This is a genomic window from Peribacillus sp. Bi134, from assembly GCF_918698065.1.
GTDB lineage: Bacteria > Bacillota > Bacilli > Bacillales > DSM-1321 > Peribacillus.
Genome location: NZ_CAKKLN010000008.1, coordinates 111,180 through 124,163 on the forward strand (window position 1 = coordinate 111,180; position 12,984 = coordinate 124,163).

Annotated in this window: 16 protein-coding genes; 3 read left to right on the top strand and 13 right to left on the bottom strand. The window is 41.0% G+C overall.

Annotated features, from left to right (window positions below; translation table 11 throughout):
- Positions 1-3: 3 nt before the first annotated feature.
- The 5 genes from LQ188_RS18895 to LQ188_RS18915 form a co-directional block, all read right to left on the bottom strand.
- Positions 4-159, bottom strand: coding sequence for a hypothetical protein (locus LQ188_RS18895; RefSeq protein ID WP_157831119.1), 156 nt, complete (start codon positions 157-159; stop codon positions 4-6).
- Between the two features lie 323 nt (positions 160-482).
- Positions 483-1,763, bottom strand: coding sequence for a M20/M25/M40 family metallo-hydrolase (locus LQ188_RS18900; RefSeq protein WP_101224814.1), 1,281 nt, complete (start codon positions 1,761-1,763; stop codon positions 483-485).
- A gap of 222 nt (positions 1,764-1,985) precedes the next feature.
- The gene (locus LQ188_RS18905) at positions 1,986-2,690 is read right to left on the bottom strand and encodes a VOC family protein (protein ID WP_101224815.1); all 705 of its coding nucleotides are present in this window, start codon (positions 2,688-2,690) and stop codon (positions 1,986-1,988) included.
- A gap of 237 nt (positions 2,691-2,927) precedes the next feature.
- Entirely contained in the window at positions 2,928-3,575 is a 648-nt protein-coding gene (locus LQ188_RS18910; RefSeq protein WP_101224816.1) for a pentapeptide repeat-containing protein, read from the bottom strand.
- 220 nt (positions 3,576-3,795) lie between these two features.
- A complete protein-coding gene (locus tag LQ188_RS18915) occupies positions 3,796-4,278 on the bottom strand; it encodes a DUF4306 domain-containing protein (protein WP_230177793.1) in 483 nt (160 codons plus the stop codon).
- 135 nt (positions 4,279-4,413) lie between these two features.
- On the opposite strand from LQ188_RS18915, the gene LQ188_RS18920 reads away from it, so the two are divergent.
- On the top strand, positions 4,414-5,061 hold the full coding sequence (locus LQ188_RS18920) for a hypothetical protein (protein ID WP_101224818.1): 648 nt from the start codon (positions 4,414-4,416) through the stop codon (positions 5,059-5,061).
- Between the two features lie 266 nt (positions 5,062-5,327).
- On the opposite strand, the gene LQ188_RS18925 is transcribed toward LQ188_RS18920, so the two are convergent.
- A complete protein-coding gene (locus LQ188_RS18925; RefSeq protein WP_230177795.1) occupies positions 5,328-5,729 on the bottom strand; it encodes a hypothetical protein in 402 nt (133 codons plus the stop codon).
- Between the two features lie 165 nt (positions 5,730-5,894).
- Between LQ188_RS18925 and LQ188_RS18930 the strand changes: the two genes are divergently transcribed.
- Positions 5,895-6,314 carry a MarR family transcriptional regulator gene (locus LQ188_RS18930; RefSeq protein WP_230177961.1) on the top strand — a complete coding sequence of 140 codons (420 nt, stop codon included), beginning with the start codon at positions 5,895-5,897 and terminating at the stop codon, positions 6,312-6,314.
- Positions 6,315-6,326: 12 nt separating this feature from the next.
- Entirely contained in the window at positions 6,327-7,526 is a 1,200-nt protein-coding gene (locus tag LQ188_RS18935; protein ID WP_230177797.1) for an MFS transporter, read from the top strand.
- An 80-nt stretch (positions 7,527-7,606) separates the two neighbouring features.
- Here the strand turns inward: LQ188_RS18935 and LQ188_RS18940 are convergent, their stop codons facing one another.
- The 7 genes from LQ188_RS18940 to LQ188_RS18970 all read right to left on the bottom strand — a co-directional run bounded on the left by LQ188_RS18940 (position 7,607) and on the right by LQ188_RS18970 (position 12,908).
- Positions 7,607-8,818 (bottom strand): hypothetical protein, encoded by a 1,212-nt coding sequence (locus LQ188_RS18940; protein ID WP_230177799.1) that lies wholly within the window; start codon positions 8,816-8,818, stop codon positions 7,607-7,609.
- A 24-nt stretch (positions 8,819-8,842) separates the two neighbouring features.
- On the bottom strand, positions 8,843-9,670 hold the full coding sequence (locus LQ188_RS18945; protein WP_101224822.1) for a hypothetical protein: 828 nt from the start codon (positions 9,668-9,670) through the stop codon (positions 8,843-8,845).
- Positions 9,667-10,353, bottom strand: coding sequence for an ABC transporter ATP-binding protein (locus tag LQ188_RS18950; RefSeq protein WP_057279131.1), 687 nt, complete (start codon positions 10,351-10,353; stop codon positions 9,667-9,669). The genes LQ188_RS18945 and LQ188_RS18950 overlap by 4 nt, the downstream gene beginning before the upstream one ends.
- The gene (locus LQ188_RS18955) at positions 10,350-10,730 is read right to left on the bottom strand and encodes a GntR family transcriptional regulator (RefSeq protein WP_048686641.1); all 381 of its coding nucleotides are present in this window, start codon (positions 10,728-10,730) and stop codon (positions 10,350-10,352) included. Before LQ188_RS18955 ends, LQ188_RS18950 begins: the two co-directional genes overlap by 4 nt.
- A gap of 191 nt (positions 10,731-10,921) precedes the next feature.
- Positions 10,922-11,677, bottom strand: a complete 756-nt coding sequence (locus LQ188_RS18960; protein ID WP_161922136.1) for an AAA family ATPase — start codon at positions 11,675-11,677, stop codon at positions 10,922-10,924.
- 102 nt (positions 11,678-11,779) lie between these two features.
- The gene (locus tag LQ188_RS18965; protein ID WP_230177801.1) at positions 11,780-12,388 is read right to left on the bottom strand and encodes a YdbC family protein; all 609 of its coding nucleotides are present in this window, start codon (positions 12,386-12,388) and stop codon (positions 11,780-11,782) included.
- Positions 12,369-12,908: a GrpB family protein gene (locus LQ188_RS18970; protein WP_230177803.1), complete on the bottom strand. Its 540-nt coding sequence runs from the start codon at positions 12,906-12,908 to the stop codon at positions 12,369-12,371. Before LQ188_RS18970 ends, LQ188_RS18965 begins: the two co-directional genes overlap by 20 nt.
- Positions 12,909-12,984: the final 76 nt, after the last annotated feature.

Here is a 12,984-nt window from a genome sequence, read left to right on the forward strand (position 1 = left end):
AATTCATTCTGCCATTTGCTGTTTTTCCATAGTCCCCTCAAATAGAAGTCTTGCCATCCTTCTTTGATCATCCGTCCCGGTTTCTTCTATTTTCACCAACGCTTCTTCTCCGAAAATATGACTTGGCAGTACAACCAGGTCTTGTTTAAGTTTTTTCATTCGTTATCGCACTTTTTTCTACCCGTCCGCTCCTCATGGTTCGGGGTGTCACTTACGAACCTCTTTGGCCACAAAACTGAAAAAGCCTGAAGCGGTTTTCTGCTCCAAGCTTTTTTTAGCTTTTGGTCTTCATGTAAATGTAAAACAAAGTTTGATCAAAACACACTATAAATATTTAGTTTAGCTAAAGAATTAATACCATCGAGTATATAAATAATCCCACCAATAACCACCACCATATACACCTTGAAAGAGAACATTAGCAGTAGCACGTGCAGTATACCCTGCATCGTTAACCTGCATAAAGTTTAATGAAAATAGGTTTAAAATGATCTAAGATACTTCACTGCCGTCTCAGCATATATCTCGGCAGATTCCACTAAGCTCTCCACTGAAACCCGCTCATCGTACCCATGGATAGTTTGTTCCAGCCCAGGACCATAAAGGACGGTGTCAATGCCATGGCGCCGGAAGTGACTGGCATCACTTGAACCAAGCAAAAGTAAGCTGAAGACGGGTTCCTCCATTCCAAGGACACGCTGAATTCCCAGTTCTATGGCCCTTACAATTGGACGATTCTCTAAGGTCCAGTTCGGGTTAGTACAGGGTACTATAGGCTCTACAATCGCACCTGGCGCTACAGCACTAACAAGATTCCTAGCGACATCAAGTACAAACTCGGACTTCATACCGAATGGAACCCGGGTATCCACTTTAATGATACACTTGTCTGCGACGACGTTCACATTTGTTCCGCCCTGGATTACACCTGGATTGTAAGAGGGACGATAAAGTAACTGTGACAATAAGGGATTTCCTGGATACTGAGATAGGAGCCACTCAGTATTGTACAAAAGTTGACAAGGCTCTGCCGGAGGCGTTGCCTTGAGCTCCCATAGCTTGGTTAGTGCTTCGACCGCGGCTGCCCCTCTTCGTATGGCGGAGATTCCATAAAGCGGTTGTAGGCTGCCATGATCTGCCTGACCTGGTATGAACACCTGCATCCATGCCTTGCCCTTTTCGCCGGCATTCGGATGGTGGGGGTCCGTTGGTTCACCAATCAGACAAGCATCACCTTTAATCAATCCTTGTTCCAGGAGCGAGGCCACCTCAATGCCGCCAGTCTCTTCATCCGGAGAGGCAATAACTCCTAGGCTACCTTTCAAATTAAGAGCAGGGGCGAACTCCTGAAGTAGCCCAGCCACAAAAACCAGTGATGCCAAGCCTCCTTTCATATCGGAGGCTCCCCTACCCAAAAGCATACCCGCTCTGACTTCTCCAGAGAAAGGATCGAAGGTCCAATGTGAACAATCGCCAGCAGGTACGACATCTGTATGTCCACAAAATAGGAGCCGTGGACCAGGTACCCTGGTTAAGGGAGCATCACAGACCACGGTAACCAACGAATTTTCGCTACGGCGGTGCTCGGTAATCAAGAACCCTTTTGCTGCTAGGTATCGGCTAATATGGCGTCCCATTTCTGCTGACCGCTTCTTAAACTCGGGCGATGGGTTTTCAGATGGAATTCGAATAAATGAAGCAGCAAGTTCGACTAATTCCTGTTGCCTTGACCTTATCAGCTGCCGGATTATTCTGGTACTCATATAAATTCATCCCCTCCATGTCCAGCATTAGCCGCAGTATTTTAGCCGCAGTATTTCTATACTATTCTATGTACTGTTCCTAGATCATATTTCTGAGGCTAAAAGTGGGGAAACATTTGATACATGTTATTTTAAAGTCTCGTTCAATGCTATAGTTAAACTTAATGAGCCAAAGATATATAGGGGTAATGCCTAACCTCCGTTATCTTAACAGCAATTCTTTCAACTATTTGGCTGATTATTCTTGACTGGTTTTAATTTCATAAATCCTTTGCCATCCAATGAAATATCCAGTTGCTGATTTATGACTAGCGAAAGCGGAAAGGTTTCCGACTTTTTATCCGAGAAAATCCAACGCCGTTTCCTTGGACCTAAAAGTAAAAATGAACCTGCTTCATGTTCCCCCATGAAATTCAATCCATCTTCACTTATTGCCTCACCCTTCCTTACAGGTACACCATTACTGATCAACTGATTTCCCAAAGCCCTGACTTCATCTGTCGTAATGTTTATTTCACTGATGCACAGGACGTTTTGTGCTGAAAAAGACTCAGCCTCGGATTCGGGTGATACGGAATATCTCGATATGAACTCGACAATGTTGCCTGAAGGGTCTAAAAAATAAAAAGAATGTGCGTCTGAAAAGCTGAAATAAACTTCGTCATCATCATCTTCTCTAGTCAATTTCACTTTTGATTTCGCCCATGCTTTTGCTGAAGTAAATAAATTGGTCGGTATGTTCATGGCAAAATGGTAAAAAGGCTTTCCTTTGTGATGATATTTTTTAATTTCAAGCACACTTTCCCCTGCCTTTATTACAAAATCATCATCAGTTTGCGATAATAACTCAAATCCTAACACATCAACATAAAAACTCCGCATTTCATCCCAGACATGACTGTACAAAGTGACCTTATTGATAATCAACGCTCAATCCCCCTCCACTTAACAAATATTGTAAAGATATCCTGCATTTATGCAAACATTCCGTACTATTCAAAATCTATATAATTCTATTCACTCTCCCTGTTTTTACCACAAATATCCAATGGATTAGCGACAAGCCAACTCAAAAAGGACCACCAAATCGGTGGTCCTCGCTTCAGCTTCATTGAAGATCTCGCAGTTTACTCTCCATTAGCTCAATTTACATCTTAAAAAGGTTCACTCTTTAATTTTCAGTCCAAGCATGGCTGCAAAGACTATAGCTTGGTCCGGGGAAACTTCGCATCCCTTTAAATCCTCTGGTGATACGGTAAGCCTTTGAAATGTAGAACTGCTAATATCAATTCCTTTGAGCGGTGTCCGGGAAAAGTTCACTTCATTTAATCTGCATGTTTCGAACTTCACTTTAATGAATTTACATTCATAATAATCAGCACTTTCCAATGAGCAATGATCGAACTTAACTTGCTTTAAACTGGAATAACCAAAAGCACTTAAATTAAGGTTGCAATTCTCAAATGAGACATTCCCTAAACTTGCGTCAGACAGGTTAATGCCTAAAAGTTTGGACTCTTTGAATTCCACCCGATGAATCGAGCCGCCCATGAAATCGGCATTCGTCAAATCGCAATGATCAAAAATGACATCCGTCAGCTCAATATTCCTGAATGATACATCGCTGAATGTCACATTTTTAAAAACAATCTGTGATAATACGATTTTTTCCATATTTTCTCTATCGATCGTGCAATTAGTTATGATACAGGACTCAAGATAAGGCTCATCTTGATAATATATTTCCTGAAAGTTCGCTTGGGGTAAGTCATGGGGAATCTTTGGCTGTTCAATTTTTATTTTGCCTGACATATTATCACCTTTTCGCTTTATTCTTCAATCACTGGATAACCCTATATCCAACCGATAAGGGTTCATCGCCGGTAATATAGCAACTGGTCTACTAAATTTCGACTTAACTATAAACTACATTTCAGTGAAGTTCAATCTAAGAATTTCGCGGAAATGACTATTATTTTTCGTTATTTTGTGTCATCTTTCCACAAAAAAGCTGCCTCATTGGCAGCCTTGCTTACTTCATGAACGTATTGAATCCTCTTGGCATCCGGAAATAATATAGAACTCCTCTAAATATGGCTATCATTCCGCCTATCAGAAAAAGTGCTTGAAAGATATTTCCTCCAACAGTCGGGGAATTGGATACAAAACCACTTGAAAGCAGAAAAAGGATACCCAATCCAAAGAAGAATAGAGCCATTTTTTTAATCCTTCTTTTGAATAGGATATATCCCGTAAGTATGATAAAGTACGATGCGGCTAAGACCATAAGAAGTGGAAATAGCGGCTTGAATTTTGCGGCATACACGAAATAATCAAAACTCGAAATATCATCTGCTTCCATCCTCTGATCATCATTAACTTGTGTGAAATGGGTGGAATACTTCCATTCCCAAGGTCTATCCAGGATTTCACTGCCTTCGTACCAGGTACAAAACATAAAAACGATAAAGAAAAGTGCAGTGATAATCATTTGTAAAAAATTTCTAAATGTCAATATCATCTCCTCCAGCTGTCATTATACCAATAAATGGTTAATTTTCAACCCGAACTTATGGTGTTAAAGCAATATGTAAACAAACACTGTTTCCTGAATAATATAATCTAACCACTTTTAAGGAGCGTTTGAGATATGATCACTCATGGAGATGACCTCCTTATTTCAGGAGCATGGTTACTTGGCATCGGCACACTTGTAGGTGCAATCGGGCAAACCCGGCAAACTTTAACGGGGACTAACCTCGGAAAAGATCTTGTCCTCAAAGGGAATGGCATTGAGGCCGTTGGAAATTCGCTGCAAGCAATCGGCCGTTCGAAAATGCTGAACTCGGATAATGAACGATCGGAAACCTATTTCATATTCGGTGCTTGGCTTGAGGCTATTGGCAATATCGCAAATGCAGTTGGAATAGATATGCAGTTGAGTGGTTCAGAGGAAGAGGGCACCAGAACCGATGCACTTGGCAGTGGAATCCAAGGACTAGGTGCCGCATTTGAAGCATTCGGGGCATCATTGACGGAGGAGTCCATTTCACGCTCTTTTGAGATCAAGGGAAATGGACTCATTGCAGCCGGTTCTTTTTTGGAATCGGTCGGAAATATCTTCATTTTGAACGAAAAACGACGGATGGGAGAACAAATTCTTTTACTAGGCAGCTGGACCCAAGTTTTCGGTGCATTTATATTGATCGAGGCCTTTTCACTTGGCCCAGAACCCGAACCAGAGAAAGGGAAAGATGGACATAACGGCCATTATAGCTATGCCAACTATTGCGTATGATTAAGGGGCCGTGAGTTCGTTCTTCCTCCGATCGGGATCTTCGAAATATACAGCATAATGATCCTTCCCACCGGCAATTAATGTTTGTCGGCATAAAGGATGGCAAATCCTCTGCCCATTAACTTTCTAGTGATCTCATCAACATGATGCCGGGAAGCAGCAGACCCACTCGCTCGCCCTCTATGATAGGGAATGCGATAACCTTAAAGGTTTACAGCCCTTTCCCCCCGACCCCTTTATCAAAACCAACACTTACGCAGGTCCACTTATTTTAAGATTCCGTCGTAAACCTCTCCGCCGCCATTTATTTTGATAATTTTCAGGCGATTGGTATTTTTGACGAAAACGGTTTTATATTGTTTTTCACCGTTCAATTCAATAAGGAATACTCGTTTACCATCGTTATCCGTTTCCTTAATGAAAGTATAGTCTTCGTTGCCGATTTGCTCGATGATTTTGTCATATTCGGGCAAAGAAGACCACTTCTCATGTTTATGACTTGTTTGAGTTTCTGTTTGCGAAGGTTGTTTTTGTTGTTCATTTTCAGTTTGGGTTTGATTTTCATCTGTTGTTTGGACAGATTTTTCCCCGTTTTCATCCGCTTTGTCATTATTGCAAGCAGTTAGCATTGTTACTGTGGCAATTAACGCGATCATAGATTTATTCATGCTTCACATCATCTCCTATTCCTATATTCCCATTCATTTTAACTAAAAACCTGATTTAACTAAACAATACATATCCGAGTGGACAGAATGGATTTGTTTTGGTATTATAGTTACTCAGGGTAACAATTACTCACGGTAACTATATATTGATAAGAGGTGTTTCTGATAAAGACTTTCCAAAAATTCTTTCAGCAATTATTACTGCTGTACCGGCCGTTTGAAAATAATCTTAATATCCAGCTGAATAAGCATGATTTACACAGGGCGCAATGGTCCATTTTACATTTCTTAATCAATAATGGTTCGGCGACGCTTGTAGAGCTTGCCAATTATCAAAGTGTGGAAAAACCAACGATTACGAGGACCATTAGCCGCTTGGAAGAGCTGGGGTATGTCGAGCATGTGCCAAGCAAAGATAGACGCGAGAAAAGAATGCGGCTTACGGAGCTTGGCAAAAAAATTTACAGTGAAGTCCGCGTGACAATCGATCAATATGAACAGGATATCTTGCAAGGAATCACTGAAGAGGAACAACTTGCAGCCATACGCATCATGGGCGAAATAAGAAATAACATTATAAAGTAAGGAGATAATAAAATGGATCAATCCAGAGCCAGACTGTGGACGAAGGACTTTGTCATCGTTTCGTCCATCAATTTTTTCATCACATTAATCTTTTATTTACTGATGGTGACACTTGCCATCTATGCTGTTAATGAATTGGATGCTTCTACAAGTGAAGCCGGACTCATATCGGGTATTTTTATTATCGGGACGTTAATCGGACGTCTGTTCATCGGCCGTTTCATTGATTCAATCGGCCGTAAGAAAACATTATTCATAGGCTTGATCTTTTTCACTTTGACAACACTTCTATATTTTGTGGACCTTGGAATTGGCTTCCTGCTTGTTAACCGCCTGATCCATGGGATGGCGATGGGGATGGCGAGTACTGCGACAGGCACGATCGTCGCCCAGATCATCCCGGCAACTCGAAAGGGAGAAGGCATCGGCTATTACAGCATGAGTGCAACGCTTGCGACGGCAATCGGTCCTTTCATCGGTCTGTATATGGCTCAACATACAAGCTTCCAAGTCATTTTCAGTTTCTGCCTGGCTTTAGGGGTAATCAGCCTGATTACAGCATTCTTCTTGTATGTCCCGGCATTGAAAGTGACGGCAAAAGTTACGGAAAGCAAAGGATTCAAGCTTTCCAATTTCATTGAACCTAAGGCACTGCCCATCTCAATCATCACTTTGTTATTGGCATTCTGTTATTCCAGTGTCCTTTCTTTCATCAGTTTTTATGCCATTGAAATCGATCTGGTCAATACGGCAAGCTTCTTCTTTGTAGTTTACGCAGTAGCCGTATTGTTATCACGTCCTTTTTCAGGACCATTGATGGACCGGAAAGGATCGAACTTCATTATGTATCCGGCTTTCATTATTTTCGGAATCGGATTGCTCCTTCTAAGTATGACAACCAATAGTTTCACTTTATTGGCAGCCGGTTTCCTCATTGGCCTTGGATTCGGTAATATGCAATCCAGCTCGCAGGCGATTGCCGTTAAACTGACACCGCCTCACCGAATGGGGATGGCAACGTCCACCTTCTTTATCATGCTTGATGCAGGACTTGGATTCGGCCCTTATATTCTGGGATTCATCATTCCGGTAACAGGTTACAGCACACTTTATGTCATCTTGGGCGTTTTGGTCATCGCAACCTCCGTCCTTTACTACTTCTTGCACGGCAAAAAGGAACGTACAGCCAGAACGAACTTGGCTTCCATTTAAAATAAAAAGGGATATCCCATTGGGGGATATCCCTTTTTATTTTAAAGCTTTTTGAAACAGCTTCTAGCTATATTAGGTCCTTATTTTATTTCCAGGTCATCGATATAAAGTTCAAAACTTTTGCTGTTCTTTTTATTTATGATTGTTTCACCTTTATATAAAGTCTTTCCAGTCTTTATATCTGCAATCAGAAGTTTGGCAGGTTTGTATGTTAATAAGCCATCCTGATTCATTCCGTTCAATAGGAAGTACACACGCCCGTTCTTAATGGCAGCGAAGTATTGTTCCATTTTATTAGCAGCTATATCCAGCTCCGTGTCATTCGTTAACGTTTGACTGCTGAGGTCAAACGTTTTAATGCGGTATTTACCTGATTTCATGTCAACTACATAAAGGTTTTTTCCGTCTGTATATCCTGATCTAGCCATGTCCAGGCTAAGTGATTCTTTTTTAACCGTTTCTACTTTTTCCGTTTCATAATTATAAGATAAAAGCTTGCTTTCCTTTAGTTTTTCCTTAAAGCCATCCTCATGATTTACCCCTTTAATTAACGAAATGAATACCATGTTGTTTGGCTGGGAGGGAGCAAGATCGATTGGCATCTGAAAATCAACTTGTTCTGGGTCAGTAAAGGTTTCAGATACAAGGGTTTTATCGCTCAAGACTTTTTTATTGGCTACATCGATCGTATACAGATGAACCTCTTTTGTCTGCTTCTCATTGTTGGAATTCACATCATTCATCGTTAAAACCTGTAGTTTTGAATGGACCAACTGCACATCCCTGACATCAGCATTCATGATTCTCCCTTGATTCGGAAGTTCAATTTGGAATGAAGTTTCCTCTTCGTCCTTCTTCTCCAGTAAACCGATATCAAACTTTGCTTCCATATTCCCGCTCTTTGTATATTTGCTATTCACCCAAGCGTAAGCGAGAAAATCATCGTCTTCATATAAAGAACTAATGTAATCCTTGCCACGCATAAATGAACGATGTTCTTTTACCAATCTTTCAATTATATGATCTTGTCTTCCAGTTAAGTTCTCCAAGTAAGACCTTTCGCTGGCATATGTCGTTGTATTGGATTCAATTGTTAATGGTTCATAAAATGTACTGCCATTTTGAAGCGTAGCATGTATGATCACCGGATCAAGCTCTTTATCGCTGCCTTCCAGTGTCTTGAACGTATACTTTGGAAGGCTGGAAGCGGAGGAAGCTACTTTGACATAATAGGTCCCGATGCTTAAGATGACAACCATTCCAATAATGATGCTGCATAAATAACGTTTCACCTTGTTCACTCTCCTTTAAAGTTGTTATACGGTAACGCGATTTTTCAATAACCAAGCACCAAGCCAAACCGATAATCCTGTCAAAATGATCCCTATTGCGAGCATCAGGCCAAATAATTCATTAGGATAGAAATAGAAATTCCCGATTTCCATTAAAACTGGGGCTAAAAACAACACCGCAGCGATTCCGCAATATAACAAGCCCATTATGATTCCTTTTATGCGGAAACTTCTTTCAAACATGATCGCCGTGAATAATATCGACATGATCATAAGTCCTATGCCATAGGAAAGCAGGAATTGCGTGAACGTGCTTGGGATGATCAATGACAAAATCGGAATGAGTTTCGTAATGCTGTAAGTTGACATTTCATTCAAGAGCGCTTGTGGCACATTTGAATTAAATAGGGCATTTTCCATTGGTAAAATGATGATTTGGAAAGCAATCAACCCTAATACCATCAGGAAGATGGCCGTAGCTTTTGAAAGGTAGATCGATAATCTGGATGTTGGTAACATCAATAGACGATAAATGAACGTATTCTTTCCAAACCAATCACGATACCAAATAAGGAAAATGTAAAAAATAAGGGCAACCGCACTCAGCGCTATCGGTCCTACAAACAAGAGGGCATGGGCGATATGGCTAAAATCAATGCCTCCATAATTGGTAATATAAGCTGCTTCAGATAGTCTTTCTTCTTTCATGATATCCCTGGCATCTTTAAGAAGGCTTTTCGTTACGATGATCACTCCGGCAAATTGTGAAACCAAGGTGATCAACATTAAGCTAAGATAGATTTTACTGAAACGGTTGATTTCAAAGTTCACTAATTTTAAATATCGCATCATGATTGATACACCTCTCTCATTACATCGACTACCGATTTCCCTTCCTCTTCCCGCATTTCTTCTGTATTGAACTCTTTAAGCACCGAACCGTTATCCAATAAAATGACCTTATCTATCAAATGTTCAATATCACCGATTTCATGGGTCGTGATGATGACTCCTCTATCCTCAATCAGGTGGCTCGCAAAGACATCGGCAATTTGCTCGCGGCTAAACATATCGATTCCCGAAAATGGTTCGTCCATCAGTACATAATCGACGTCAAGGGACAAACCAAGCATCAGGTTGAGCTTAGCTGTATTCCCTTTTGACAATTCCGAAATGCGATTCTCCTCTTTAAGCTTGAAAAACCCCATTAGCTGGTTAGCTCTTTCCGGATTCCAGGACGTATAGAAATCCGACATGAAAACCATGGCCTGTTTAATGGTCATTTGCGGAAGCATGGTTGGTGCGTCCGGTATGAAGGTGATTTTTTCATAACTGTCCTTTGTCATCTTTTGATCATCGATCAGGATTTCACCTTTATATGGCGTCAATCCCATGATCGCTTTGAGTGTAGTCGTTTTACCGACACCATTTATCCCGATCAGACAAGTGACTTCCCCTTTATTGGCTGTAAATGAAACATCATCCAAGATCTTTTTCCGGCCATAATTCTTGGAGATCTTTTTTACTTCAATCATTGTTCTTCCTCCTCCCTTATTTCTTCCGAGTATTTTTCTTTAACCACACGAAGCAGTTCATCAACCGGTACATTAATCGGACGAATCGCATCGACAAACGTATCGACGGCTGCCAAAATCAGTTCCTGCCTTACAGCCTGTAAAATCGTTTCATTCGTCGTGATTTGACTGGGGAAATTTCGTTCTGTATGAATCAAGCCCTGTTCCTCCATTTCTTTATACGCTTTTTGAGCGGTATTGGGATTTATATTAAGTGAAGCCGCCAGTTCTCTTCGAGAGGGAATTTCCTGCCCAGCCACGAAATTACCAATGGCTATTTGTTCTTTAAAATGCCTAACGACTTGCAGATATACCGGTTCCCGGGTATTTACGTTCATTAAAACCACCCCCTATTTATTAAAAAAAGCCTGATATACGTGTATGTACTAAGTGGTTCATACACCTTATAGATGTACTATACCCGTAATACACCTAAGCTGTCAACAAGGAATTCCAAAAAAATGAAAACCCCGTATGTGCAGTGCAGACGGGGTTTTCCTTAGTTGCTTTTCATGGAGATGCTAAAATCTCATTGAAATAGATGATGAAGAAGCCGATCTTTATCTTCAAAAAACTGTTTCATTAACAAATAGTGATTGGACTCCTCTAATGTCACCTCACTCATTCCCTCATCTGAAATTTGGAGGATTTTAGCATCCGGGTAGGCCATGATGATCGGGGAATGGGTGGAAATGATGAATTGGGAACCTTGTTGAACAAGCTCATTTATCCTGGCCAGCATCGATATTTGTCTCAATGGCGACAAAGCAGCTTCAGGCTCATCGAGGATATACAATCCATCGCCTTGAAATCGTTCTACAAAAGCAGAAAAGAACGATTCCCCATGAGATTGCTGGTGTAGCGATTTTCCACCGAAGGAATCGATGATTTTCGACCCAAACGATGACTCCCTGTCCAATTCCTCTATATTCGTAGCTAAATTATAAAAGGTTTCCGCCCTAAAGAAAAAATGATCCTTCGGTTTGTATACGCCTTTTTTCAAACGGAGGTATTCGTCCAAATTGGAATGTGAATCATAATTGGAGAAATTGAAATTTAACGTTCCGCCTTCCGGATTGAAGCCATACGCAATCGCAATACCTTCAAGCAAGGTGGACTTCCCCATTCCATTTTCCCCGATGACATAGGTAACACTGGGATGAAAAGCAACTTCCTGAAGGTGCTTGATAACCGGCAGATCAAGAGGGAAATGGTCATACGAAGATATTCGATCTCTATTCAGGTAGATGCCCCTGATGTACTGTGAATCATAATCTAGTTTCATTTGTAATCACCTTCTGTAGAATATATTTAGAGTTCTGATATGTCCTTAACGTTCAAATTCAAGACGCCATAGCCTCAATTGATAGATTGATAATGTTTGATTCTAAATGACCACCCACTTTGGATGCAATTCAATTAAACTTCCTGTAAGGCGATGGGTTGAAACGTTCACTCCCGATTCGTTTATCAGGGCAGGCAATTCCTTATCCGCATACCTTTGATGTGAAAATTCACTGTCCCATATTGAGGCGACAAGGTATCTGCCGTTTTGCCTTTTACTACCGAATGCGCCAGACAGCATGCCCTTGCTCCCTACTTCTTTTAGCACCTGCTCAAAACGGGCTCGTTTATCCTTTTCAACAGAACAGTCAGCCACTCGCAGTAATTTCCCCTTGCCAAAAAAAGCTGTAATGTCTGTTGTTCCTATATTGAAAATACTCTCGAATATATCGACAGAAATATTTGTATAAGTACTTCCCTGGTCACTCTTCCCGAATATTGCATCATGCTGATGCTGCATGAAACTTTGATAGGCATGGAGATTTTTCCAAACGGAGAGAATGCCTGCTTCAAAGGGTTCATATCTATTCCACCCTCCGATTTGACCCATGAAACCAGCACAATGACGCAATTCTACCCATCCCTCTTGTGCTTTTGAAAATGAACGCTTGTTTTCCTCATTCACTTGGCATTTAATCCACTTCATTAACATGATGATCACCACGCTTCGCCCAATGTTTCGCTTTTTCATCAACCTTTTTGATAAAATCATTTTTCCCGTTAACATATCCTTTAATATCATCTGGGAATTCCGCTGCCAAGCGCTGCTTCAGCCTACTATATTTTTGTGCTTCATCAGGGTGTGATAGCAAATAATCCCGAAAAGCGAGGTGTCGGCCAATTTCTTCATGTCCTTTTTGGAACATGTGAATATGGTGCGTCCTCTCATCCCCGCCTTTACGAAAAAAACGTCGTCCAGCGATTCCGTTCTCGCCCCTGGCATCATACCCCATCCCTTCCATCTCTTTATTAAAGTCAGCGACACATTCCACATCTTTCACCACTGCCAAAATATCTATTACAGGCTTGGCATGTATTGCCGGGATGGCCGTACTGCCAATTTGGTATACATTCATCATTTCAGGCCCAAAAATATCCTCTAATTTTTGGCATTCATCATGAAATAGCTTGGACCATTCTTTCTTATATGGTACGACCTCTACCTTTCTCATGAAAGCCTCCTTGATAAGAATTCGCGTTTACACATTCCGTTTTACTATTTCCTAATTTTAACACCAATGTGCATGC